Consider the following 25223-nt stretch of genomic DNA (forward strand, 5'->3'; position numbering starts at 1 on the left):
TCAGAAAAAAGACTACAATTGTCACTGCTTATAAAAATTATTTTTGAAACTTATTGATTTTAGAAGTTGGCCCAAATTATTCGAGTCACTTTAAGGATAATTTGGGCTTAATTATGTGGACTAATATGAAAAAATACATTCTTAAAAGACTGTTGCTTATGATACCCACCTTTTTTGGTGTAACAGTTGTTGTTTATCTGCTTATGTCCTTAGCACCGGGAAGCCCGATGGATGCCTTTCTCTCAGTTCCGGGTATTACGGAAGCAGAACTTCTAAGGATAAAAGAGTCACTTGGACTTGATAAGCCTGTCTTTATACAGTATTACCATTGGTTAGTAAATATATTGAGGGGGAATTTTGGTTACTCATACTCAGGAAACAGACCGGTGCTTGGGCTTATCACAGACAGACTTCCGGCAACTCTTATGCTTGGGACAGCGTCTCTCATAGTTTCATTTGTCATTGCCATTCCACTTGGTTTGTGGGCTGGGGCAAGGTGGCGTAAGGGAGAGGATTATGTACTTAGTGCAATTTCATTTTTCCTTATGTCAGTTCCCAATTTTTTTATTGGGCTCATACTTATATATACGGTCTCAGTTAAGCTTAAACTCCTTCCCTCAAGCGGAATGTATGATGCATCGGGTGAAAAGACGGTGCTCATGCTTGCAAAGCATATGGTGCTTCCCTGTATAGTGCTATCTATACAAAATATTGGAAGCTGGTTTAAGCAGATGAGGGGCTCTCTTTTAGAAGTCTTACAGGAAGAATACATGAGGGCGGTAAGGGCTAAGGGGCTGTCAAAAACACAGGCTATAATCAGATATGGAGTTAAGAATGCTTTCATCCCGGTACTTACAGTCATTACAGGTACCATACCGGGGCTTATAGGAGGGGCTGTGGTTACGGAGCAGCTCTTTGGCTGGCAGGGCATAGGAATGCTTATTATAGCTGCTATAAAGGCAAGGGACTATCCTGTGATTATGGGAGTAACAGTGCTTACGGCTGTGGTTGTACTTATAGTCAATCTGATTTCAGACATTTTATACGGCATTTTAGATCCAAGAATCAAAGGTTAAAGGAGAGGCATGAAAAGGGCTTTTAACAAAATTAGAAATGAAAAACTGATTATTATAGGGCTTATCATTCTTTTGGCTGAGATATTTATAGCTGCCTTCATCCCTATGATAATGAAGTTAGATCCATATTCGGTAGACAGTATTAACTTTGGAACTGCTCCCGGAGTGGGTGGACATATCTTGGGAACAGACAGCATAGGCAGGGATGTACTTGCAAGGCTTGTGTATGGGGGCAGGGTTTCAATTTTTGTAGGATTTTTCTCTACCTTAGTAAGCCTTGCTATAGGGGTACCTTTAGGTCTATATGCAGGATATTACAGAGGAATCGCAGAAAGCGTAATTATGCGCATTACGGATATATTTATGGCATTTCCGGGAGTAATCTTAGTGTTGGTTGCAGTAGCCCTTGTAGGTCCTTCTGTATGGTCTGTCTCCATAATTATTGGAATTATGGGGTTTACAGGTTTTACAAGGCTTACTTACAGCAGGGTACTTACTGTAAGCCACCTTGGATATATAGAATCAGCAAAAGTGATTGGTACGGGAAATAATGAGATTATATGGAAATATGTACTTCCTAACAGCCTGGCACCTATACTCGTATCTTCAGCCTTTAATATGTCCTCTGCTATACTAACAGAATCTGCTCTTAGTTTCCTTGGTATGGGTGTTCAGCCACCACAGGCAAGCTGGGGAAATATCATATTTGAAGCCCAATCCATAGCCATACTTATAGGTAAGCCCTGGCAGTGGGTGCCGGCAGGAATAGCCATCATAGTTACGGTAATGAGTATTAATTTTCTTGGAGACGGGCTCAGGGATGCGCTTGATCCAAAGGCATACTAAGCAGGTAACCACCGGATTATCGGTTTAAGTTATGATACTTCTATCTTAGATAAAGAAAGATTATATTATGAGCTAAAACGGAATAATCAGGTTACATATATATTTTAGGATTGAAGGAGCTAGGCTTATTCAATCCTGTATCAAAGTAAACCAAATAAAAAAGGAGAACGGAAAATGAAGAAAAAGGTTTTAGCTGCATTTTTGATGGCAGCCATGACAATTTCTATGGTAGGCTGCTCAAAGCCTGCTGACACCAAGACATCTGAGACAAAGAGCTCTTCTACAGCAAGCTCTGCTACAAAAACAAGTAGTGCAGAGGCAACAAGCTCAGTGGGTAAGACAAGCAGTGCATCCACAACAGAACAGTCGGGTGAAAAGACTGTAGTAGCGGCTATGCCTGGCAAGTGGTCAGACCTTTATCCTATGGGTGAGGATTCGCATTATGACAATATTATCTTTGATCAGGTCTATGATTCTCTCGTTAAGTTAAATGGTGACGGAAGCTATCAGGGAGAATTAGCGGAGTCTTGGGAAGTAAACAAAGAATCTACAGAGCTTACTTTTAAGTTAAAATCAGGAATCAAGTGGCATAATGGTGATGAATTTAGCGCAAATGACATCGTTGAAAGCTTCAAGATATATTCAAACCCTGATATCAAAACCACCAGCAGATACTATCTCAGATATCTTGATGGCTGTGATGAGAGCGGAGTTGAGACTAAGAAGGGTTCTATAGGGGTAACTGCTAAAAGTGACAACGAAGTAGTATTTAAGTTTAAGAAACCTACCTTTGTTGATACAGTCCTTGATGATTTAAGCCATGTGTACATAGTAGAGGGTACCAAGCTTAAGGATAAGTCTGCAGAGGAACTTGGCAAGGCAGAGACTTGGGCTAATCCAAACGGAACCGGTGCATTTATCTACGATAGCATGGTAGATGGTGAAAGAGTAGAGTTTAAGGCAAATAAAGAGTATTATAACGGAGCTCCTGATTTTGATAAACTCGTTATCCGTGTGGTTGATTCAGCTAACTTACTTGCAGGTCTTATGAATGGTGAGATTGATACAGTACTTTATGGCGGTGTGCCTCTTGATGACTTTAAGCTTGCTAAGGAGCAGGAAAATCTTGTAACTGAGTCAGTTAAGAGTCAGGGCTATCAGCTCCTCATTTTCAACTGCTCTAAGAAGTATATGAGTGAGAAGGTTAGGCAGGCGCTTAGCATGGCTATTGACCGTAAGAGCCTTGTAGAGCAGCTTTTACAGGGTGAAGGAGAGCCTATCATTACACCTATCTCATCTATCAACCCTTACTATAACCCGGATGTTAAAGTGTGGTATGACGTAAATCAGGCTAAAAAGCAGCTTGAAGAAGCTAAGTTCCCGTTTGACAAGACCTTAAAGTTCTACGTACCTACTGGTAACTCTATGCGTGAGAAGGCTGCAGCAATCATAGCCGAGAACCTTAAAGCTGTTGGAGTTAAGACTGAGATAGTACAGGTGGACTTCCCTGCATTTATGGAAGCAGCTAAAAAGGGCGATGAGGACTTAGGAATAGTAGGTTCAGGAGGTTCATTGAATCCTAGTGAGAGTTCTGAGATGCTTACGGGAGCGTTTAATCTTTGCAAAATCGAAGAGAATAATAAGCTTATTAAGCTATTGAAGAAGGGTGATTCACTTCTGACAATGGAGGAAAGAAAGCCTGTATTTGACGAGTTTCAGGTTGAAATGAAGAAGATAAGCCCTTATGGATATCTCTTTACCACAAACAGCTTAGTTGCTTATAATAAGCGTCTTAGCGGGGTTAAACCTGAGAACTTCAGTACATTTAACTGGGAAATTCATACTTGGAAGGTTAGTGAATAAAATATATGGGAAAATTACTCTCTGTTAAAAATTTATCAGTAGAGTTTCCGAATAAAAAGTCAAGGCTTACCGCAGTAAATGGGGTAAGCTTTGAACTATATTCCGGAGTCAGCCTTGGGATTGTGGGAGAGTCCGGAAGTGGAAAATCTATGCTAGTATCAGCTCTTATCGGACTTTTGCCAAGGAATGCGCTCTTTAGTGCAGATGAAGTAAACTTTGACGGAAAAAATCTTGTAGATATTTCCGAAAAGGATATGGTAAAGCTTCGTGGGCGGGATATATCTATGATTTTTCAGGATCCCGCCGCCTCTTTAAGTCCCACGGATACAATAGGGAAACAGCTCTCCGAGGTATTCAGCCTGCACGAAGGACTAAAGAAACGAGAGGCCGATGAAAAATCCATAGATATGCTTAATAAGGTAGGTATAAATGAGTCGAGGCTACGTATGAAGCAGTATCCTCACGAACTATCGGGCGGTATGCTCCAAAGGGTTATGATAGCTATGGCTCTTGCCTGTAAACCGAAGCTTCTTATAGCTGATGAACCTACTACAGCTCTCGATGTGACTACTCAAAAGCAGATTCTCATCTTAATCAAAGAACTCTGTGAGGAGCTTAATACAGCAGCCATCATTATTTCACACGATTTAAGGATAATTGCCGAGGTATCTGATAGGGTTCTGGTTATGAAAGACGGTAGGATAGTAGAGGAAGCGGAGTCAAAGGAGATATTTAACAAGCCAAAGTCTGACTATGCAAAGCTCTTAATATCCTCCATACCTGATATGAGTGGGTTTAGAGAAGTGGGGCAGACTAAGGGAGTAGTGCTATTAACCGTGGAGAATCTAAAGGTATCATTTGCAGGCAGAAAGGGACTCTTTGGCAGGACTGAATATATACCGGCAGTAGACGGGGTATCCTTTGATGTCTATAAGGGTGAAACCTTAGGGCTTGTAGGGGAGTCGGGCTGTGGCAAGTCTACGCTTAGCAGGACTATACTAAAACTTATAAAGAAAACCTCAGGCAGGATAGTATTTGACGGTGAAGAGATAGAAAGCTTTTCAAAGCAGGATATGAAGTGTTTTAGGAAGAGGGTACAGCTCATATTTCAGAACTCATACAGCTCGCTAAATCCAAGGATGACGGTAAGAGAAAGCCTCTTCGCTCCTCTTAATAACTTAGGGATTAGGGGAGAAGAGGCTGAAGAAAGGGTGAAGAGAGCCTTGTATGAAATAGGATTAAACGAAGGCTTTGCCGAAAGATATCCGCACGAGCTTTCAGGGGGGCAGAAGCAGAGAATAGTAATAGCAAGGGCGCTTATAGGTGAGCCGGAGCTTGTAATCTGTGATGAACCTGTATCAGCGCTGGATGTATCTATACAGGCTGAAATCTTGGCTCTGCTCGAAAAGTTCAAGAAGGAGAAGGGTTTAACTTATATATTTATTTCTCACGATTTGGGAGTTGTGAAGAATATCAGCGACAGAGTTATGGTCATGTACAAGGGGAGGATTGTTGAAGAAAATTCGACAAGAGAGATATTTGAAAATCCTAAGGATGACTATACGAAGGAACTCTTAGCCTCGATACCGGGGATAAAAGCTGTGTGAATCCTACTTTGCAGGATTCTTCCCTGTAAACCGGGCTTAGTAGATAGATACAATATAAAAGACCTAGGAAGGAAATAAAGATGAAAAGAAAAAATATGATGATAGCATCAGGAGTACTTGCTGCTGCACTTGTAATAAGCTCAGTGCCTGCAAACTATGCGAGCGCAGGTGTTAAGAATGCAAAGGTGACTACTACAAAAAAGAAGGATGCTACAAAGAATAAGACTACTTCTAAAAATAAGACTACAGTAGTAGTAAAAACTGTTTCAGAGCTTAACAAGGCACTTAAGAACAGTGCCAATACAGAGATTAGCCTGAATACAAATAAGAAGGTAAAACTTAGTCTCAAGGGAAACCATAAGAAGGTTAAGCTCGTAATAGATGCCCCTAAGGCAGAGGTTACTAATAAGGGAAGATTTAAGATAATTGAAATAGGCAGCAAGAAGTGGGTTGAGAAGGCTAATGGAAATGGTCTCGTGGTAAAAAGCAAAGAGAGCAGCATTGAAGTAAGTAAGAATGCAAAGGTAGCCTTCATCAGATTCCTAAAATCAGGTGCTAAGGCTGATGTAAGCATAAAGGGCGAGGTTACAAGCCTAGTAGTTGAAAAGAAGGCTGAGCTTAGTCTAAGTGGAAAGACAGATCTTGTGCCTGTAACTGTAAACGCTGAGGGAACCAAGGTCACAAGCAGTGTACAGGTAGAGCTTATAGCAAATAAGAATACTGAAGCCATATTCAAGAAGGGGGCGGAGGGTTCATCTGTAAAGGCTACTGACCAGAAGGTAAATGTAGTAGTTAAGAATGAAACAAAGGAAGAAGTATTTGTAGAGAATGCTTCAGGTGATGAGACAGTGCTGATGAGTGGTGCTTACAAAGAACTTAAGAATGGAGTTTTAGCTGATAAGGGAGGCTATGAAAACTCGTTAGACAATACAGTAAGCCTAAATGATGAGACTACTCCTCTTGGGGATGGAACTAACATCAATAATATTCTTCAAAATACAGTTGGAAATGTGGTAGGACAGCCTGAAACCAATGAGAAAAAAGGCGAGAATAACTCTCCTGTAGATGAGAAGCCTGAACCTAAGCTTGAAGCAAATAGTAAGGTTTATAGAAAGTATGACCTTAGAGAAGTGAATGCAGTAAGTAAGATAAAGAATCAGTTCAGAGATGGTGGCTGTAGGTCATTTGCTGCGCTTGGTGCGCTGGAGTCTCACATCAAGCTTAAAACAGGGGCAGAGCTTGACCTTTCAGAGAACAACTTTGAGAACCGCCAAGGCTTTTACTTTGGCACTAATAATGTAAGGCAGGGAAGAAACAGAAATTCTGATATACCTTATCTTGTAAACTATGGACCTATATTAGAAGAAGATGATCCGTACATTCCTATGAAGGGTGAAGGTGGGGAAGGAAATTACCTTACACAGGAGCAGGTAAATGCAGCAGCTAAGAATCCTGTTATTAAAGACGGAGTTAAGCAGATTATGGGCTTTGACTTCCTTAAGACTGTTGATACAACAAAGGTTATCTCCGCCGAGGATGATGAACTTTTGCAGATTAAAGAAGCTATTGCTAAGAATGGTGGAGTAGTAGCAGATATGTACATGGCTCACGACGGCAATAAGACCTTCCCATACACAGATGTAAAGTACTACAATCCTGAGACCAAGGCTTATTATTTTGATGGGAAAGACAGTGACAGGACATCGAAGTACAAAACCGTAGAGGCAGACGGAGTAAAATACGGAGCAAATCACGCTATAACTATAGTTGGGTGGGATGATGATTTCTCAAAGGATAATTTTACCACCAAGCCTGAGATAGACGGAGCTTGGATAGTAAGGGATGCACAGAGTGAAGACTTCGGCGATAAGGGATATTTCTACGTGTCATTTCAGTCTGTTTCAATGGGCGAGAATCCTTATGTGTTTACAGAGGTAATCGAGCCACAGTATAGTATTTATCAGCACGATGAGCTTGCATTCACAGGGTTTAGGGAAGGAATCAACTTTGCGACTGATGAAAAAGATGTTTTGTTTAACAGATATAAGGCTGTAAGTGACTCAAAGATAGAGAAGATAGGCTTCTACACTACAAAGAAGAATGCAGAGTATGAAGTGTATTTAATACCTGACTTTAATAGCTTTGCTACAGATGCTAAAGATTTGGGTGAAGATGAAGCAGAAGAGTTTTACAAGATGGTTCAGCAATATAAGGTATTGTCAGGAATAGCTGATAATGCAGGCTATCATACTCTTGATATCCCGGCTGAAGTAGATGCTAAGATAAAAAAGGGTAAAGACTTTGCAGTCGGAATCTGGACAAAAAACTCAGACAAAGAGGATCCTAAACATAAGTATGATATGGTTATTGAAGAAAAGAATATTATGGGACAAGGTAAAAATGCAAAGGTAGGAGAAGAAGAAACTTACGTTTACGATAAGGAAATGGGATTCATGGACTTGAATCAGTATGCAACTGAAAGTGGTCCAGCTTACCCGGTAAATGCCTGTGTTAAGGCTTATTATAAGAGGTAAATATTACTCTCCCAAGTATAAGCTTTGTTTAATTAGCAAAGAAGTGTCTTATTTCAATTAATAGCTCATGGTAAATATCCGAAAACTCGTAAGGCGAAATGGATATTCTACCATGAGCTTTTTTTGCCAGCCAAAGACTTTAAAACTAAATCATCTCTTCATGCACTTATAATTTTTCATGCTAATAAAGCAAGACTTACAAATCCATTTTAAGATAAACCATATCCACTAACAGGATACCTTCTTCGTAAATCGGATGGTCATAATTATCTATAAAAAAATTCTTGATGGTATGAGAACGAATGAAACCACATTTTTCATAAAAAGGAATAGTAGCCTGACTTTCTCCCGTTCCCACTTGTAATACAGAATATTTCCCTTTGTATTTTTCTATGATAAAATCAATCAAAGCTTTTCCATATCCTTTTCTATGATAATCCGGATGAATGGCAATATTTTTAATCTCAAGAGTATTGCCGCCTATAGGTAGAACTACACATTCGCCCTTAACTCCATTGTCATCTAAAATGTACATTGTGCCATCCGCTATATACCTGTCGACCATATCTTCTTGCTCATCTGCCAGCAATAAAAGTGATAAATACTGTTTCTTGTTTTCTGTAATTTCTCTTATTTCTATCAATGTTCATACCTCTTAAATCAATGATGTGTTATTCCACATTCTTTCATCATAACATTAACTTCCAAGCCTTTCATTTTCAAATACTACAAGGAAAATTTCTATTGGCTTCACTACGAACACTAAAAGCAAATAATGGCTTTTCAAACGATGTTAAAAATACTATAGAGTTGCTAACTCAGTGTATATATATTATTATAGACTATGAGAGTAAAATAGTTGATATAAGTTAGGATAAAAAAAGAAACGAGCAGGCCGCTTTAGTAAAAATTGTACGGTTGAAAAACTCATTTCTTGCTTTAGAGTTTACTCTTATTTGGTGTGATTGTCAATCAGAGATATAGCGAGCAATCCTATAATATAAGCTTAAATTAACTAAAAAACTATTAGCATTACATTGGAGGTTAAAATGTTAGGTCTTAGAACCGGTGAAAAACTGGAAAAATATGTGAAGGATTATGTGGTGTTTGACCTTGAAACAACAGGGGTATCGCCACTTACAGATGCAATTATAGAGATATCTGCAGTCAAGGTGAGGGACGGGCAGATTGTAGATGAGTTCTCGACCTTGGTAAATCCTAAGAGGAGGATTCCTTACGGAGCATCTAGGGTAAACGGAATTACCGATGAGATGGTGGCTGATATGCCGGTCTTTGAGGAGGTCTTAAAGGATTTTATCGATTTTATAGGAGATGATATCCTTGTTGGGCACAATATCCATGAATTTGATATGAAGTTTATCCACAGGGACTGTGAGGCATTTTTTAGGCTCTTCCTTGGCAATGACTACATAGATACCCTGCCTCTGGCAAGGAAATGTCTGCCTATCTTAGGACACCATAAGCTTACAGACCTTGCTACATACTATAAGATACCAGCCGAAGGAGCACACAGAGCCTTGAATGACTGTAGGATGAACCAGCAGGTATTTGAAAGGTTGGGAGAGGAACTAAAAAATGGCGAAAAGCCCCTTAAGGTATGCCCAAGGTGTGGAGGAACTCTTAAGCTTAGAAATGGCAAATTTGGCAGCTTTTTTGGCTGCAGTTCCTATCCAAATTGCAGGTATACGGAAAATATAGCAAATGAAACCAAGTAGTTGACAAAACTGATTCATTTCGCTATTATGTTTGTAAATGTAATGCGAAAGAGGAGTAGTTCCGTATTCTTATCAGAGAGAGGCCGGTGGGTGAGAGGTCTTAGGAAGAAGGAGTGAAGGTAGCTTTCAAACAGCATCTCTGAGAAAGTGCGATAAGCAGATTAGGAGATGACGGATTCCCCGTTACGGAGATAAAGGTGATGAGTTTAACGTAACTCAAATTATTCACTTATCTAAAAAAGAGGTCTGTGACCTGAGGTGTGAATGAATTGAACTTAATGTTTGAAATTTATCATAAATTAAGGTGGTACAGCGGGATATGCTCTCGCCCTTAGCTAAGGCTAGGGGTGGGAGTTTTTTTATTTGACAGGAAATTTCTCCAAAATTTCCTGTCAAATAAAAATCTCTCCGAGGGATTGCACTGCGGCGGATGAGTAGATGTCGCTAGTGCGACCCGCAGCAGGCGAAAAATCCTGCTTTGCAGGATTCTTATTTTAAAGGAGGATTACATGAAAAAAGAACTTGAGAAGACCTACGATCCGAAGCAGATTGAGGACAAAATCTATCATAACTGGACTGAGAAGGGATATTTCCATGCGGAAGTAAATCCTAACAAGAAGCCATTTACCATAGTTATGCCGCCACCAAATATCACAGGACAGCTTCACATGGGACATGCATTAGACAATACCATGCAGGACATCCTCATCCGTTTTAAGAGGATGCAGGGCTATGAGGCACTGTGGCAGGCAGGAACTGACCACGCTTCCATAGCTACTGAGGCTAAGATAGTAGAAAAGCTTAAAGAAGAGGGTACTTCTAAGGAAGAACTTGGTAGAGAAGGCTTTCTTAAGCGTGCATGGGAATGGAAGGATGAGTACGGCGGAAGAATCATTTCACAGCTTAAAAAGCTTGGCTCATCCTGCGACTGGGAGAGAGAACGCTTTACTATGGACGAGGGCTGCTCTGAGGCGGTTAAAGAGGTATTTGTAAAGCTTTATGACAAGAAGCTCATTTACAAGGGCTCAAGGCTTGTAAACTGGTGCCCTGTATGTAATACCTCCATTTCAGATGCTGAGGTTGAGCACGAGGAAAAGGCAGGGCATTTCTGGCATATCAAATACCCTATTATGGAAGACGGGAAGCCTAGCACAACCAACTTCCTTGAATTTGCCACCACACGTCCTGAGACCATGCTTGGAGATACAGCTGTAGCGGTAAATCCTGAGGATGAAAGATATACCTACCTTAAGGGGAAGACAGTATGGCTTCCTATAGCAGAGCGTGAAATCCCTGTGATTGAAGATAGCTATGTAGATATGGAATTTGGTACAGGTGTAGTTAAGATTACTCCTGCTCACGACCCTAACGACTTCGAAGTAGGTAAACGCCATGGCCTCCCTGAAATCAACATCATGAATGATGATGCTACCATCAATGAAAATGGTGGCAAGTACGAAGGTCTTGACAGATATGAGGCTAGAAAGAAGATCGTTGAGGAGCTTGACAGCCTTGGACTCCTTGGCAGGATAGAAGACCACAGCCACAATGTAGGTACCTGTTACCGCTGTCACAGCGTAGTTGAGCCTCTTATCAAAGAGCAGTGGTTTGTAAAAATGGATGAAATGATTAAGCCTGCAAGCGAGGCTGTAAAGACAGGTGAGATTAAGCTCATCCCTGAGAGAATGGACAAAACCTATTTTAACTGGACAGACAATATCAGAGACTGGTGTATATCCAGACAGCTCTGGTGGGGACATAGAATACCTGCCTGGTACTGCGGTGATTGTGGAGAGATTATAGTTGCCAAGGAAGAGCCAAAGGTGTGCCCTAAGTGCGGTAAGTCACATCTTAAGCAGGATGAGGATACCCTTGATACCTGGTTTTCATCAGCACTTTGGCCATTTTCAACACTTGGCTGGCCTAATGAGACTCCTGAATACAAGTATTTCTACCCTACAGATGTGCTTGTAACAGGCTATGACATCATCTTCTTCTGGGTTATAAGGATGATATTTTCCGCTTACGAACAGACAGGAAAGGCACCTTTTCATACTGTTATGTTCCACGGCCTTGTAAGGGATTCACAGGGACGTAAGATGAGTAAATCGCTTGGCAACGGTATAGATCCGCTTGAAATCATAGACAAATACGGTGCTGATGCACTTAGGTTTACACTAATCACAGGTAATGCACCCGGTAATGACATGCGTTTCTACAACGAAAGAGTGGAAGCAAGCAGAAATTTTGCCAACAAGGTATGGAATGCATCAAGATTTATCATGATGAACCTGGACGCCGCAGAAGTTCCTGCTAACATTGACCTCTCTGAACTTACTCCTGCCGATAAATGGATACTTAGCAGGGCAAACAAGCTCTCAGCAGAAATGACTGAGAACATGGATGCTTTTGAGCTTGGTATAGCAGTTCAGAAGGTATATGACTTCATTTGGGAGGAGTTCTGTGACTGGTATATCGAAATGGTGAAGCCTCGCCTTTACAGCGATACTGATAAGACCAAGGCAGCTGCCTTATTTACACTTAAGACGGTACTTATCAATATGCTGAAACTCCTCCATCCTTTCATGCCTTTTGTTACAGAGGAAATCTATCAGGCACTTCGTGAAAATGAGCCTAATGAGGCAGTTAAGTCTGCTATGGAAGAGAGCATTATGATATCTAATTGGCCTACATTTAAGGCAGAGTGGGATTTTGCGAAGGAAGAGGCAGAAGTTGCCCTTATCAAAGAGGCCGTAAAGAGTATCAGAGCGGTGCGTACAGATAAGAATGTACCACCTTCAAGGAAGGCAAAGGTTATAGTCGTTTCTGACAAGGAGGAGGTAAGAAAGGTATTTACAGAGGGTGAGAGCTTCTTTGCAAGTCTTTCTTATGCAAGTGAGGTAGAGGTACAGGCAGATAAGTCTGGAATTGATGACAATGCAGTATCTGCGGTTATATCTCAGGCAGTAATCTACATGCCTTTTAGCGACCTTGTAGACATAGATAAGGAAGTGGAGAGACTTGAAAAAGAGCATAAGAGGCTTGAAGGAGAGATTGCCCGCTCAAACGGTATGCTAAGCAACGAGAAGTTCGTATCCAAGGCTCCTGAGGCTAAGATAAATGAGGAGAAGGAGAAGCTCGCTAAATATACCGAGATGCTTAAGCAGGTAGAAGAACAGCTGGGAAGACTTAAGAAAAACTAAGGATTTAGAATTAAGTCCAAAGGGGCATAAAACTCAAGGTATATAAGTACTTGGAATTAAAGATGCCAGGTAATAAAGATGTTATGACAGATTCTTACAGCTAATTAAAACCGGTACAGGTAACGGATATTCCGCCATCTGTGCCGGTTTTTGACTAGCATTAAAGGCTATCGAATAATGAGAGCCAGACAAATGAAGTTTATCAACAGTGCAACTCTCATAATTCCTATAGATTCACAATCGTATTCAAGTCATAAAGATAAATATTTTTAGAAGCCTTTGCCTCCGTAAGTATTTTCTTATCGAAGCCTGATTCTGAAAAAAGAGCATAGTAGAACTTGGCTTTTTCCTTTTCGTGAGTAAGCTTTGCTACGGTGCTAATATACTCTGAGTAATCAAAAGGGACATTCTTAAACTTACATTCACCGACTAGATATTCCTTATTATTCCTTCCTATACCTAGAAGGTCTATCTCTGTTTCGGCTATCCTTAGTCCGCTTGAGGCTTTGCTATCATGCATGGTAGTCTTTCCAAACCATCGTCCAAGCTTAATGATACGAAATGGGAGCTGGTCTTTCTTTTGAAGTTCCATGATAAACTGTCTGCATACGTCTTCAAATGCTAAAGAGGCAAATTCATGAAGAGAAGGCTCTACTATGTATTTATGCACGCCTTCTACATCGCCGTCTTCAAGCTGTGAGATATTTGCGTATCCGAAAGCGTACCAAAATCTAAAGAAGTTGTCATTTAACCTGTATAAACCTCTTTTCGTATTTGCCATTTCCTTTGTAGATGATTCAATGGAAAATTCGCGGCTTATAAGTCCAAGTTCAATTAGATTTTTTAAGTATACACTCGTTTTTGAAGTATCTTCAACCATTGATTTTTGACTGATATCATTTAGCTTGGTGCTGCCTAGGGCAACGGCCTCTATAACTGAGTTGTAAACGGAAGTTTCCCTAAGTTCCTGATGCAGCAAAAACTCTACCTCACTGTATAACACCGAACCTTTGGTAAGTATACCACGTTTTATATTTTCTCTAAGTGGAAGTTCAGGATTAAACTGTTTTAAGTAATGTGGGATACCTCCAAGGATGGAGTATGCATATACCTTATCCCTTTCAGAATAATTAGGGAAAAACTGTATCGCGTCATAGAAGCCCATCTCCTTCATTTTATATACACCGGTAGCTCTGCCGTATAGAGGATTTTTCTCTGACAGAATTTCCTTTTCGATAAAGCTCATAGAGCTACCGCAGAGAATTATCATTACATTTTTATCCTTAAATTCTATATCCCAGAGGTTTTGTAAGATAGAAGGTATGCTGGGGTTTCCCTTACACATATACGGGAATTCGTCAATTATAATTAGTTTTTTACTGTCTCTGTATGGAAGGTCAAGGACCGAGCGAAAAGCCTTTTCCCAATCAGAAAATTCGCTTATATAATCTCTAGCAGGAATATTTTCTTTGAGGAGGATAGAGGAAAATCTACTCAGCTGTGCCTTATCGGTGCTTTGAGTACAGGAAAAAAATACATGGGGTTTATCCTTACAAAACTCGCGGAGCGTCTCAGTTTTACCCACACGCCTCCTGCCGTAAAGAACAATTAACTGTCCTTTATTCTCGTTATATCTATCATTAAGGAACTGCAATTCTTGCTCTCTTCCAATAAACATGTTGACCTCCATAATATCAAATCGTGATTTAGTAAATCGTGATTTGATATTATATTAACAGCAAAAATAAAAAAAAGCAAGAAAAAACTGCCGCCTTAACAAATTTTATTAAGGTGGCAGCAAAGCTATTACAGATTAAACTTAGAAACCTCTGACTGCAACTGTGATGCAATATCAGCAAGGCTCTCAGATGCCTGAGAAATGTTCTGGATAGCCTGTACCTGAGTATCTACAGATGCCGCAACCTCTTCAGTTGTTGCTGCATTCTCCTCTGCTATTGCAGAAAGATTCTCAACTACCTTAACTACGTTTTCATTCTCGGTCTTTATCTGAGTAGAGGACTCATTGATGCTCTCTACAATTCTCTTGCTTCCTTCGAGTTCAGCAGATATTTCAGCAAGCTTGTCATTTGTTTCCTTGACCTTGCTTCCCTGTCTGTCAATGATTTCATTAGACAGCTTAATCATATCTACAGCTTCCTTAGCCTTCTTCTTAAGCTCGTCAATAACTTCTCTAATCTCGCCTGTGAACTTAGCGGAATCCTCTGCAAGCTTTCTAACCTCATCAGCAACGACAGCAAAGCCTCTTCCGGCCTCTCCGGCTCTTGCAGCCTCGATGGCAGCATTTAATGAGAGGAGATTAGTCTGGTCTGAGATAGACTGTATCATCTCACTTGCGCTTGCAATTGCTTCTGTAGCATCATTTGTCTCCTGAATTACGTCTGATACCTTTTCAGATATTTCCTTGTTCTCTCCGGTTATCTGTACAAGCTCATTCATAATCACATTACTTTCATCCTTCAGGCTGTTAATATGCTCCATTGAATGTGAAAGCTTTTCCTGTATCTCTACCATGCCGTCAAGAAGCTCGCCTGATTTCTCAACTGAGCCTGCAGCACTCTGAGTATCCTCTGCCTGGCTCATAGCGCCCTCGGATATATTGTTTACAGCATTAGATACATCATTTGATGAAGAGGAAGCAGACTGTGCAGTTGCTGTAAGCTCCTCAGCTGTAGCTGCTGTATTCTGCGCGTGTGAAGAGATGTTATTAACTATAGAAGAGAGGTTCTCTGTCATAGTTTTTATTGACCTCATTACATTTGCAATCTCATCCTTGCCCTTCATGTACTTTGTGGCATTGGCTGTTTCATCAGATATATCAAGGTCGTAATTAGCCATCTTATGCATAGCCTTCTCTATGAGTGCCATAGGCCTTGCCACACGGGTAATCATAAGGAAGATAACTATTCCTGCTATTATCGAAATGATTGCTGCGTGATATATGATGTTGCTAAGAACAAACTGTGTAGCGTGTTCAACCACCCTTCTGTATGAAATGATATTTTCAAGGCACCATTTTTTATCTACCCCAGGGAAATTAACTACAACATAGGTGATTTTTCCAGGTAAGTCCGTACCTGCTATTGTTTCTTCGGACTGCTTGAAACCATTCGCAATGGCTTCAGCCACATTTGCCTTTGCCTCAGGAACCTGCTCAAATAGGTTCTTTGCAACCTCACTGTCATCCATAGCATTTGCTATAAAGAAACCGGTGTCTGTAAGGAGTCCCTTAAATTCTTCACCATCTGTTGAATCATCCTTAAAATCCTGCTGTAAATCACTTAAAAGTATGTCTACAACAACAGCTCCCACTGCCTTATCCTTGTATGATATAGGAATACAGTATGAAGTCTTCAACTGGTTATCTGTATCAATATAAGGGTCTAAAAGAATAGGCTTATTTCCTGATAATGTAGCACTATACCATTCTTTATCATCAATTCCATCCTCATAAGTGGAGATGACTTTGCCATCCTCACGTTCGATATACTCTGAAAAACGGCCATCTTTAGCATCCTTACCATCAAATCCATTCTCAGTAAAGTAAATGCCAACACCTGATATAAAGTCGTTGTTGTCAAATATCTGCTTTGCGCTGCCTACAATCATACTCCTGCTTCTGTTTTCAAGAGGAACATCATTAAGCATGGCCTCTGCTATGGACTTTACATCATAGCCAATCTGATATGCACCGGCAAACTGACTTTCAATCTTGTAAGCTATCTTCTTTGCTTCTTCAAGCTTTGCGGTTTCAACGTTTTGAATAGCAGTTTCTTTTTCGTAGTTGTTATCAAATACCGCCTTTGCTCCTAAAACTACAAGCAAAACAAGCGATACAATAAGACCTACTCTTACTGCAAAACTATTGAAAATGCTCTTCTTTTCGGTAGTCTTTCTTTCCTTATTTTTTCCCATGGTTCCCTCCATTCGTGAAAAATATATTATTTAAGGTACTTTACTTCCATAAACATATATCGGCAGGTATTACCCGTTTGTTTAGCGGCAGACAGGTTTTATTTGGCAGATTAAATAGCGCTGTATCTATCCACATTAATTTAAGAAGTAAGCCTATGATTAATTCTTGTTTCTAATTGAATAAGACTACAAAATGTGGTATCATTTTAGGGTGGAAAAACTATAAATATACCACATTTTTGATATAGCTACGATATGAAGGGAGTTATTATGTTGGATTTTGAAAAAGAACTTGAGAAGTTTAAGCCAAGCCTTGAAATCGAAGAGGTGGCTGATGTTGTCAGACATAACGATGTGTCAGATGTTGCCGACCTGATTAAGGAAGTACTTAAAGAAACCAGAGAAACGAGGTAAATATATGCAGTGCCCATATTGTAAGGCAACACTCACAGCCGGGGACACTTGTGAAAAATGCGGCAGTGACGTAAAGCTATTTAAGAAACTATACAGTATATCAAACAGATGCTACAATGAAGGACTCGAAAAGGCTAAGGCAAGGGATTTGTCCGGTGCGGTGATAAGCCTTCAAAACAGCTTAAAGATAAATAAAAAGAATACCGAGGCTAGAAACCTCTTAGGACTTATATACAGCGAAATGGGCGAGACAGTGGATGCCCTCAGTGAGTGGATAATAAGCAGTCATTTTGAGCCTGATAATAACCTCGCGTCCGAATACCTGTCGTTTTTTCAAAACAATCCGACCAGGCTTGATGCAGCGGGGCAGGTTATCAAAAAGTACAATGCCTCACTAAAGCTTGTTAAGTCCGGCAACTATGACCTTGCCATCATTCAGCTTAAAAAGCTGATTTCCCTTAACCCTAAGCATGTCAAAGGCTTACAGCTTCTTGGCCTCTTAAATATCAAGGCTGGCAATATCTCACAGGCTAAGAAATACCTTAAGATGGCACTAAAGGTAGATAAAATGAACCCTCTTGCCATGCTTTATATGGCTGAGGTCAAGGGGAAGAGCCAGGGAGAGGATGTGACAGAGGACAATGATGCCAATAAACTTGTCCTAAATGCAAGAGAATCCTTTGCTCCTATGAATGCTTACAGAGATAACAAACACGGAATCCTGCCTTGGATTAGTCTTTTGGCAGGAATAGTGCTTGGCATGGCATTTTTTATGATTGCAATCGTGCCTGGTATAAGGGCTAAGTCTGTCTCCAATAAGAATACCGAGATAGTTAGCCTCAATGAGACCATGGCTAAGACCAATGCGGAGTTTGACAGCATCAAGAGCGAAAATGCAGAGCTTAAGAAAAAGGTAGAGACTCTTGAGACTAAGAATAAACAGCTTTCAGAAACCACCAAGAAGAATGAAAATAACGGCTTTGGTGCTCTTGTTGAGGCTGCGGCATATTATACTATGGATGATAAGGCAAAGTCGGCTGATACCTTGGTAAAGGTAGATAAGTCCACCCTTAAGGATAAGAACATGCTAAACCTCTACAACCAGCTTTCTGTGAAGGTATTTGCTGAGCAGTCTGCAAGGCTGTATCAGGAAGGCTATACCCAGTATAGCAGGGGAAAGTATAAGGAAGCACTTAAAGCATTTGAAACTTCCCTAAAGATGAATCCTGAAAATGTCGACTCTATGTACTTTACTGCCAGAAGCTACGACAGGTCCGGAGACAAGACTAAAGCCATTGAATGGTACAATAAGATTGTAGAAAAGCATGGAGATACCCAAAGAGCGGTAGAGGCCAAGAGGATGCTCACATTGTTAGGAGAATAAATGGAAACGATAAAGATAAAATATTTTACGGATAAGATTGATAAACTCTGCTATATAGCCGGCAATTCAGATTGGATAGACCTTAGAGTAGCAGAAGATGTGGTGATGAAAAAGGGTGAATTCAGACTCATAAGACTTGGGGTGGCTATGGAGCTGCCCCGGGGATATGAGGCACACGTAGTGCCAAGAAGCTCAACCTATAAAAATTTTGGGCTCATCCAGACCAACCACATGGGAGTGATTGACGAGAGCTACAAGGGAGATGCTGATGAATGGAAATGGCCTGCCCTGGCTATGCGTGACACAGAGGTTCATGTAGGCGACAGGCTTTGCCAATTCCGTATAATGAAACATCAGCCGCAGATAAACTTCCTTGAAGTTGACTCTCTTGAAAATGAGGACAGAGGCGGTTTTGGAACCAGCGGCACTAACTAGGACTGCTTACGGTTCCTTTTGTTTTCCTGTCTGTCAAGAAGATATTCTGCATAATCTCTTATAGATGCTGCACTTTCAGGCATGAGCTGCTGGTATACAAGGAAGAAATCAACTATTTCCTTGTCAAGTATTTCTCCGCCAATAGGAAGTGCAGAGTCGGATACACCTAGCAGGTAATCGCAGGTTACGTCAAATTCTTTAGACAAAGCAATCAGCTTTTCAAAGGAAGGCTCGTTTCTGTTTGATTCGTAGTTTGAGATAGCTGTAGGCTTAAGTCCCAGTATGCCGGCAAGTTCGCCCTGAGTAAGTCCTTTTTTCTGGCGGAGCTGTTTAAGTCTCAAATGAAAGTTCATATGTTACCTCCTGTAATGATATATTTGAAATAAAGAGATTGTATAACAAAACAACATACTACAAATATATAGTATACTATAAATATATAATTTTGAACGTAAAATGTCAAACGTTATTGCAAAAAAATACACAAATTGTGTATAGTGGGGTGGATTATGAGTGTCGATATGAAGCTGTATAATATTCTTAAAGAGGAATGTCTTGAACTTGTTTTTATCTATGACAAAACAGGTAAGTGTATTACCTGTTCAGACAAAGCAAGGGAAAGCCTTGGTTATTTACCTGAAGAGGAAGTAGGGAAATTTGAGATAAGCTTTCCCAATATTTCTCTGGAAGAAACTGCCCTTCATGAACATATTGAGACTGACGTGTACAGGAAAAATGAAACATGTTTTCCTGCAGACCTTAAGATTGTAAGCTATGAAGACGATAAATTTATTATATTTGCAATAGATCAAACTGAAAAAAGAAATGTTGCGAGAGAACTAAAAAGCTGTAAAGAGGAACTTAAGTATGAACTTAAGTACAAGACTGAATTTGTATCCAATATTACTCATGAGCTAAGAACGCCTGTAAACGGCATCCAGGGAATGGCTAAGAATCTTCTTAATACAGAGCTCAATTCCTACCAGCTTGAAACTGTGGGGATAATCGAGGGCTGCTGCGTGAATATGTCCAAGATTATCAATGACCTTTTGGATTTCTCAAAAATGGAATCCGATAAGCTGGTGCTTGAGAAAAAGGCTTTTTCTTTTAGAGAATTTCTTAACAACGTAATGGCATTTAACGTAACCCTTGTAAATGAAAAGGGCTTGAAGCTTCTTGTACATGTGGGAGATGATATCCCTAAGTATCTGGTGGGAGACGAGCTAAGGCTTATGCAGATATTTAACAACCTTCTAAGCAATGCGGTTAAGTTTACAACCATAGGCCACATTGCGGTGGAAGCATCACTCATACGTGAAGAGGACGACTATGTAGAGCTTTTCTTCATGGTAGTTGATACGGGTATAGGTATCTCCAAACAAAACATGGATAAGCTGTTTAAGAAATTTTCGCAGGTGGATGCTTCTACTACAAGGAAATTTGGTGGAACAGGTCTTGGGCTGTCCATAAGCAAGAAGTTAGTTGAGCTTATGGGAGGAAACATCAAGGTAGAGAGCGAACCGGGCAAGGGAAGCTCATTTTCCTTCAATGTAATTCTTGGCAAAGCAGACGCGGCAGAAGAGACTACAGGAGTAGAACTTCCTAACGGAAACTTCGTCTATGAAGGCAGCGGACAGTATACCGAATCAGAGGAGGAGTCGAGCTATTCGGGTGAAGGAAGCTCAGACTGGAGGCTTACTGCCAATTCGGACAAGATATACCAGTTTGGAACCAGTGAGAATATCAAGGAAATAAATTCAGCCCTCGAGAAACTTTTTATATGCATTGAACTAGGCAACTGGGAAAAAGCAGAGAATTTTGCCAGTGTCGTTAAAAATCTGATTTCTGACAACGAATCCGAGCAGCAGCTTAAAAAGGAGGCCTTTAGGCTTGAACTGATTATTCGAAGGGGTAACCACGACAAGGCTATAGAGCAGTACAACATATTTAAGGAGAAGCTTGCCGAACTCGGGTTCTAAAAGGGGTAGAGGTAAATGAAGACGAATATTCTCATTGTTGATGATGTACTTACAAGCCTTGCACTTATGTCTGACATAGTAAAAAGTGAGGGCTACATAGCAAGACCCGTACAGAATGTTAAGCAGGCTATGGAGGCAATAGACGCCCTTTTGCCCGACCTTATCCTGTCGGATGTGTCCATGCCTGATATCGACGGGTATGAATTTTGCGAGATGGTTAAGTCCAATCCAAAGACAGCGGATATTCCTCTGATTTTTGTATCAGCCTTAAACGACGTGAATTCGAGGAAAAAAGGCTATAACGTGGGAGCGGTGGACTTTATAGTTAAGCCCTTTGACTTTGATGAGGTAAGGCTTAGAATAAATACTCAGATAAAAAACCTTGTTATGCAGCGTGAACTTGAAGAGTATAATAAAAGACTGCATAGGATGATGAATACCCAGATAGCCAAGATAACGGACGACCAAAGGTACCTGATATATGGCCTTGTAAGGCTTGCAGAATCAAGGGAAGACCCTACAGGTACCCATATGATAAATGTATCTGCAAATTCTGCATTTTTGGCGCAGAGTTTGCAGCTGTCTCCTGAATATGAAAAGTACATCAGCAATAACTTCATAGACGACATAGGCCTTGCTGCCCCTCTTCACGACATAGGAAGTCTTACTATAAGTGACAGGATACTGCTAAAAAGGGGCAAGTTGACTCCTGACGAGATGACAGTTATGAGAACTCATGCTGAGATAGGCGCAAGGACACTTACAGAGGTTTACCGCCACAATGAGTTTAGCAGATATCTTGGCATGGCTATAGATATTGCATATTATCACCACGAGAAATGGGACGGCTCTGGTTATCCAAAGGGACTAAAAGGGAAGGGAATACCGATGTCAGCGAGGATATTTTCTCTGGTGGATGTGTATGACACGCTTACAAGGGATAAATGCTACAGGGATGCATACACTCATGATGAAGCGATTGAGATAATTAAAGAAGAGTCGGGGAAGAGCTTTGATCCGGGCATTGTAGACATATTTATGAAGATACTAAGCGGGATTAGGAGGAACTAGATTTGGGAGTTGCAAAAAAAGAACCTATAATTGAAATATTTGCAAGTGAAGCCGGAGACTCGATAAAAGCATTTGATAAATACATGCTTGAAGGTGAGAATGCGGGCAAATTTGAAAGAGAGCTAATAGTGGAGCTTGCTAAACTTGTGCGCATCATCAGAATGGACTCAAGTATGCTGCTTTTTGACGGGATAGCCCAGGTAAGTGGCAAGCTTGAAAAGCTAATGGACTGCTACAGGGATGTGAGGGCTGAAAGTCCTGATTTTGAGAGCTTCAGGGAAGTGTTAAACGCTTATTCGGTCTTCATTCACAGCGAGCTTTATAAACTCACTCACAATGAAAAGGTTGACGGAGATAATAGTGAGATAATAGAGCTTATCGACCACATGGATACAGGAGTAGTAGGCTTTAATAAGCTTCCTACCTCAACACCTACAAGGCGTAAGCAGTATTATATTCCCAGTAAGTCTGCAAATGATACAGCTGTAGTATCGCCTAAAAAGGGAGTTTTTGACGGTCTTCTACTGGATGAGAATAAAAAATATGAAGATGGTCTCATAAAGCCAAAGACACCCAATGAGATCTTAAGTTCGCTAAAGAGCAGGCTCATAAGTTTTACCATCACTGATGACAAGATGGAAGAGATAAGGAAGCTAAGTATTGGACTAGAGAAGCTGGCGGATGAGTTAAAAGCCGGAAAGAAGACAGATGTAGTATCGGAGGCCCACAGCCTTGCTAAAGGGGTGAAAAGCTGGGTAATGGATGCAAGGATGACTGATTTGTCTATGCTTGTGTCTAAGGCTAAGATTGCAGCCAAAGACCTGCTTAAGCATACAGGAAAGAAGGCTGAATTTGAGGTTAAGCTTTTGGAGGATGAGACGCATGTTATTCATATAGAAAAGTACAAGACAGCCAATCTCTCAAAGGCGCTCACCCACCTTATAAGAAATGCTGTTGACCACGGAATAGAAGCACCGACTGCAAGAGTTAAGGCGGGTAAGAAAGAAGAAGGACATATAAGGCTTGAGATAGTAAAATCAGATAAATTCAAGGGAATAGAGCTTCATTTTTCTGATGACGGAGTGGGAATTAATCCTGACAAGATACTTAAGGCGGCAGAGATGAGGGGAATACTCCTCAATCCGAAGGAAAGCTATACTTTAGAAGATATATTGAAGATACCGTTTATGACAGGCTTTACAACAAGGAAGACCATAGGAGATTATTCGGGAAGAGGAGTGGGGCTAGACCAGGTAGCCCATCTGATTGAAGAGATTAATGGCAGAGTAGTGCTAAAAAGCAAAGAAGGTAAAGGAACCGAAGTTGATATAGAGCTTCCTTACGACCATATTGCAGAATAATGAGGAGGATGACATGAGAATTTTACTGGCCGAAGATGACTATGCCAGCAGAAAGTTTGGAATAAGCTTTCTAAGCAAATATGGAGAAGTGGATGCGACTGTAGATGGAGAAGAAGCAGTGGCTGCTTTTGAATTTGCAGCGGAGGATGGAGAGTACTACGACCTTATCTGCCTTGATATAATGATGCCTGGGACAGACGGGATAGAGGCGCTATATAGGATAAGGGAGAGTGAGAAAAGGCTTAAGATTCCGGAGGATAAATGTCCTAAGATAATCATGGTTTCAGCACTTAGCGATATGAACTATGTAGACGGAGCCTTTGAACTGGGATGCGACGGCTATGCGAATAAGCCGCTTGATACGGACAAGATGGAAGAAGTACTTAAAAAACTGGAGCTTATAAAATAGCTTTGAGAGGGAGAATTTGCCTTTTAGATTTTGAGGAATTTTAAAAGTTGAATTTGAAGATTTGTTGTGGTACTATAGTGACTATTCCGAAAGGGTTACATTTAACTAACTATAAATAGTGTGAAAGGAAGTAGTAAAATGACAAAAATAGATATAATCTCAGGATTTCTTGGCGCAGGTAAGACAACCCTCATCAAAAAGCTTATAAAAGAGGCACTTGGCGGTGAAAAAGTAGTGCTTATAGAAAATGAATTTGGCGAGATAGGTATAGATGGAGGCTTCTTAAAAGAGGCAGGAATTGAAATCACAGAGATGAATTCCGGCTGTATCTGCTGTACTCTTGTAGGAGACTTTGGAGCCGCACTAAGAGATGTTATTACAAAGTATTCTCCTGACAGAATCATCATTGAGCCTTCGGGAGTAGGCAAGCTCTCGGATGTAATTAAGGCTGTTGCTGATGTGAAGAAGGACTTTGAGGATGTAGAGCTTAACAGCTTTATTACGGTAGCCGATGCAGGCAAGACTACTATGTATATGAAGAACTTTGGTGAGTTTTTCAATGACCAGATTGAAAATGCCAACACTATTGTACTTAGCCGTACATCAAAGACTCCTGAGAGTAAGCTTGAAAAGGCTGTAGCTGCCATAAAGGAGCACAATGACAAGGCGGTTATCATAACAACAGACTGGGATAGTCTTACAGGAAAGCAGATTCTTGATACAATGGAGAAGGCAGCAGGAGAGATAAAGGATTTACTATTTACAAAGGAAGAGCTTGAAAGCTGTGAACATCACCACCACGAAGACGGCCATGAGTGCTGTCACGGACATCATCACGAGCAGACCCATGAAGACGGCCACGAATGCTGCCACGGGCACCATCACGAGCATGAGCACGAAGACGACCACGAGTGCTGCCACGGACACCACCACGATCATGAGCATGAAGACGACCACGAGTGCTGCCACGGACATCATCACGATCATGAGCACGAAGACGGCCATGAGTGTGGTTGTGGACACCATCACGAGCAGACCCATGAAGACGGTCATGAGTGCGGCTGCGGACATCACCACCACCATCACCACGCTGATGAGGTATTTGACAGCTGGGGCATCACAACTCCTAAGCGTTTTACGAAAGAGGCTCTTGAGAAGATACTTGACAAGCTCGCTTGGGGCAACGGCCTTGGCATCATACTACGTGCAAAGGGTATAGTTCAGTCAGAGGGTGAAGGATGGCTTGAGTTTGACCTTACGCCTGGAGAATTTGAAGTAAGAAATGGTGCACCTGACGTAACAGGTAAGCTCTGTGTAATAGGCTCAAGACTTAAAAAAGATGATATTAAGGCTCTTTTTGAAGTGTAAGAGC

General features: G+C 40.8%; 19 protein-coding genes and 1 other annotated feature. Of the genes, 15 read left to right on the forward strand and 4 right to left on the reverse strand.

The features are described 5' to 3' along the window. Positions 1 to 125 precede the first annotated feature (125 nt). The 5 genes from JJN12_RS00585 to JJN12_RS00605 all read left to right on the forward strand — a co-directional run bounded on the left by JJN12_RS00585 (position 126) and on the right by JJN12_RS00605 (position 7926). Positions 126 to 1076, forward strand: a complete 951-nt coding sequence (locus JJN12_RS00585) for an ABC transporter permease (protein WP_208427871.1) — start codon at positions 126 to 128, stop codon at positions 1074 to 1076. A gap of 9 nt (positions 1077 to 1085) precedes the next feature. Then, positions 1086 to 1922: an ABC transporter permease gene (locus JJN12_RS00590; protein ID WP_208427872.1), complete on the forward strand. Its 837-nt coding sequence runs from the start codon at positions 1086 to 1088 to the stop codon at positions 1920 to 1922. A 174-nt stretch (positions 1923 to 2096) separates the two neighbouring features. Then, entirely contained in the window at positions 2097 to 3785 is a 1689-nt protein-coding gene (locus tag JJN12_RS00595; RefSeq protein WP_208427873.1) for an ABC transporter substrate-binding protein, read from the forward strand. Positions 3786 to 3790: 5 nt separating this feature from the next. Then, positions 3791 to 5392 (forward strand): ABC transporter ATP-binding protein, encoded by a 1602-nt coding sequence (locus JJN12_RS00600; RefSeq protein ID WP_208427874.1) that lies wholly within the window; start codon positions 3791 to 3793, stop codon positions 5390 to 5392. An 80-nt stretch (positions 5393 to 5472) separates the two neighbouring features. Further along, positions 5473 to 7926: a lectin like domain-containing protein gene (locus tag JJN12_RS00605; protein ID WP_208427875.1), complete on the forward strand. Its 2454-nt coding sequence runs from the start codon at positions 5473 to 5475 to the stop codon at positions 7924 to 7926. A 196-nt stretch (positions 7927 to 8122) separates the two neighbouring features. On the opposite strand, the gene JJN12_RS00610 is transcribed toward JJN12_RS00605, so the two are convergent. Further along, entirely contained in the window at positions 8123 to 8569 is a 447-nt protein-coding gene (locus JJN12_RS00610) for a GNAT family N-acetyltransferase (protein WP_208427876.1), read from the reverse strand. Positions 8570 to 8975: 406 nt separating this feature from the next. Between JJN12_RS00610 and JJN12_RS00615 the strand changes: the two genes are divergently transcribed. Together JJN12_RS00615 and JJN12_RS00620 are read left to right on the forward strand one after the other, a co-directional pair. Then, positions 8976 to 9662 (forward strand): 3'-5' exonuclease, encoded by a 687-nt coding sequence (locus JJN12_RS00615; RefSeq protein WP_208427877.1) that lies wholly within the window; start codon positions 8976 to 8978, stop codon positions 9660 to 9662. Between the two features lie 33 nt (positions 9663 to 9695). Beyond that, positions 9696 to 9998: a binding site (T-box leader), on the forward strand. A 173-nt stretch (positions 9999 to 10171) separates the two neighbouring features. After that, positions 10172 to 12865 carry a valine--tRNA ligase gene (locus JJN12_RS00620; RefSeq protein ID WP_208427878.1) on the forward strand — a complete coding sequence of 898 codons (2694 nt, stop codon included), beginning with the start codon at positions 10172 to 10174 and terminating at the stop codon, positions 12863 to 12865. A 226-nt stretch (positions 12866 to 13091) separates the two neighbouring features. On the opposite strand, the gene JJN12_RS00625 is transcribed toward JJN12_RS00620, so the two are convergent. Together JJN12_RS00625 and JJN12_RS00630 are read right to left on the reverse strand one after the other, a co-directional pair. After that, a complete protein-coding gene (locus JJN12_RS00625) occupies positions 13092 to 14543 on the reverse strand; it encodes an ATP-binding protein (protein ID WP_208427879.1) in 1452 nt (483 codons plus the stop codon). 128 nt (positions 14544 to 14671) lie between these two features. Then, entirely contained in the window at positions 14672 to 16798 is a 2127-nt protein-coding gene (locus tag JJN12_RS00630) for a methyl-accepting chemotaxis protein (protein WP_208427880.1), read from the reverse strand. A 270-nt stretch (positions 16799 to 17068) separates the two neighbouring features. Here JJN12_RS00630 and JJN12_RS00635 point away from each other — a divergent pair, with 270 nt between their 5' ends. From JJN12_RS00635 to JJN12_RS00645, 3 genes are read left to right on the forward strand one after another with little or no spacing between them, the layout of a single operon-like run. Further along, on the forward strand, positions 17069 to 17212 hold the full coding sequence (locus JJN12_RS00635) for a hypothetical protein (protein WP_208427881.1): 144 nt from the start codon (positions 17069 to 17071) through the stop codon (positions 17210 to 17212). Between the two features lie 4 nt (positions 17213 to 17216). Next, a complete protein-coding gene (locus tag JJN12_RS00640) occupies positions 17217 to 18596 on the forward strand; it encodes a tetratricopeptide repeat protein (RefSeq protein ID WP_208427882.1) in 1380 nt (459 codons plus the stop codon). After that, on the forward strand, positions 18597 to 19031 hold the full coding sequence (locus JJN12_RS00645; protein WP_208427883.1) for a dUTP diphosphatase: 435 nt from the start codon (positions 18597 to 18599) through the stop codon (positions 19029 to 19031). On the opposite strand, the gene JJN12_RS00650 is transcribed toward JJN12_RS00645, so the two are convergent. Next, positions 19028 to 19384 carry a helix-turn-helix domain-containing protein gene (locus JJN12_RS00650; RefSeq protein ID WP_208427884.1) on the reverse strand — a complete coding sequence of 119 codons (357 nt, stop codon included), beginning with the start codon at positions 19382 to 19384 and terminating at the stop codon, positions 19028 to 19030. The two genes, JJN12_RS00645 and JJN12_RS00650, sit on opposite strands and share 4 nt — an antisense overlap. A 168-nt stretch (positions 19385 to 19552) precedes the next feature. Between JJN12_RS00650 and JJN12_RS00655 the strand changes: the two genes are divergently transcribed. The 5 genes from JJN12_RS00655 (at position 19553) to JJN12_RS00675 (ending at position 25219) form a co-directional block, all read left to right on the forward strand. After that, positions 19553 to 21010, forward strand: a complete 1458-nt coding sequence (locus tag JJN12_RS00655; RefSeq protein ID WP_208427885.1) for a PAS domain-containing protein — start codon at positions 19553 to 19555, stop codon at positions 21008 to 21010. Between the two features lie 15 nt (positions 21011 to 21025). Next, complete coding sequence (locus tag JJN12_RS00660; RefSeq protein ID WP_208427886.1) at positions 21026 to 22081, forward strand: HD domain-containing phosphohydrolase; 1056 nt, start codon at positions 21026 to 21028, stop codon at positions 22079 to 22081. 2 nt (positions 22082 to 22083) lie between these two features. Beyond that, positions 22084 to 23442, forward strand: a complete 1359-nt coding sequence (locus JJN12_RS00665) for an ATP-binding protein (protein ID WP_208427887.1) — start codon at positions 22084 to 22086, stop codon at positions 23440 to 23442. 13 nt (positions 23443 to 23455) lie between these two features. Further along, on the forward strand, positions 23456 to 23851 hold the full coding sequence (locus JJN12_RS00670; protein WP_208427888.1) for a response regulator: 396 nt from the start codon (positions 23456 to 23458) through the stop codon (positions 23849 to 23851). A gap of 138 nt (positions 23852 to 23989) precedes the next feature. After that, the gene (locus JJN12_RS00675) at positions 23990 to 25219 is read left to right on the forward strand and encodes a CobW family GTP-binding protein (RefSeq protein ID WP_208427889.1); all 1230 of its coding nucleotides are present in this window, start codon (positions 23990 to 23992) and stop codon (positions 25217 to 25219) included. The last annotated feature ends 4 nt before the right edge of the window (positions 25220 to 25223 follow it).

It is taken from the genome of Catonella massiliensis, from assembly GCF_016651435.1.
Taxonomy (GTDB): Bacteria; Bacillota; Clostridia; order Lachnospirales; family Lachnospiraceae; genus Catonella; species Catonella massiliensis.

Bases quoted from the DNA above. Each gene is read 5' to 3' on its own strand.
- JJN12_RS00585 (WP_208427871.1), top strand. From the start codon at position 126: ATGAAAAAATACATTCTTAAAAGACTGTTGCTTATGATACCCACCTTT.
- JJN12_RS00590 (WP_208427872.1), top strand. From the start codon at position 1,086: ATGAAAAGGGCTTTTAACAAAATTAGAAATGAAAAACTGATTATTATA.
- JJN12_RS00595 (WP_208427873.1), top strand. From the start codon at position 2,097: ATGAAGAAAAAGGTTTTAGCTGCATTTTTGATGGCAGCCATGACAATT.
- JJN12_RS00600 (WP_208427874.1), top strand. From the start codon at position 3,791: ATGGGAAAATTACTCTCTGTTAAAAATTTATCAGTAGAGTTTCCGAAT.
- JJN12_RS00605 (WP_208427875.1), top strand. From the start codon at position 5,473: ATGAAAAGAAAAAATATGATGATAGCATCAGGAGTACTTGCTGCTGCA.
- JJN12_RS00615 (WP_208427877.1), top strand. From the start codon at position 8,976: ATGTTAGGTCTTAGAACCGGTGAAAAACTGGAAAAATATGTGAAGGAT.
- JJN12_RS00620 (WP_208427878.1), top strand. From the start codon at position 10,172: ATGAAAAAAGAACTTGAGAAGACCTACGATCCGAAGCAGATTGAGGAC.
- JJN12_RS00625 (WP_208427879.1), bottom strand. From the start codon at position 14,543: ATGTTTATTGGAAGAGAGCAAGAATTGCAGTTCCTTAATGATAGATAT.
- JJN12_RS00630 (WP_208427880.1), bottom strand. From the start codon at position 16,798: ATGGGAAAAAATAAGGAAAGAAAGACTACCGAAAAGAAGAGCATTTTC.
- JJN12_RS00635 (WP_208427881.1), top strand. From the start codon at position 17,069: ATGTTGGATTTTGAAAAAGAACTTGAGAAGTTTAAGCCAAGCCTTGAA.
- JJN12_RS00640 (WP_208427882.1), top strand. From the start codon at position 17,217: ATGCAGTGCCCATATTGTAAGGCAACACTCACAGCCGGGGACACTTGT.
- JJN12_RS00645 (WP_208427883.1), top strand. From the start codon at position 18,597: ATGGAAACGATAAAGATAAAATATTTTACGGATAAGATTGATAAACTC.
- JJN12_RS00650 (WP_208427884.1), bottom strand. From the start codon at position 19,384: ATGAACTTTCATTTGAGACTTAAACAGCTCCGCCAGAAAAAAGGACTT.
- JJN12_RS00655 (WP_208427885.1), top strand. From the start codon at position 19,553: ATGAAGCTGTATAATATTCTTAAAGAGGAATGTCTTGAACTTGTTTTT.
- JJN12_RS00660 (WP_208427886.1), top strand. From the start codon at position 21,026: ATGAAGACGAATATTCTCATTGTTGATGATGTACTTACAAGCCTTGCA.
- JJN12_RS00670 (WP_208427888.1), top strand. From the start codon at position 23,456: ATGAGAATTTTACTGGCCGAAGATGACTATGCCAGCAGAAAGTTTGGA.
- JJN12_RS00675 (WP_208427889.1), top strand. From the start codon at position 23,990: ATGACAAAAATAGATATAATCTCAGGATTTCTTGGCGCAGGTAAGACA.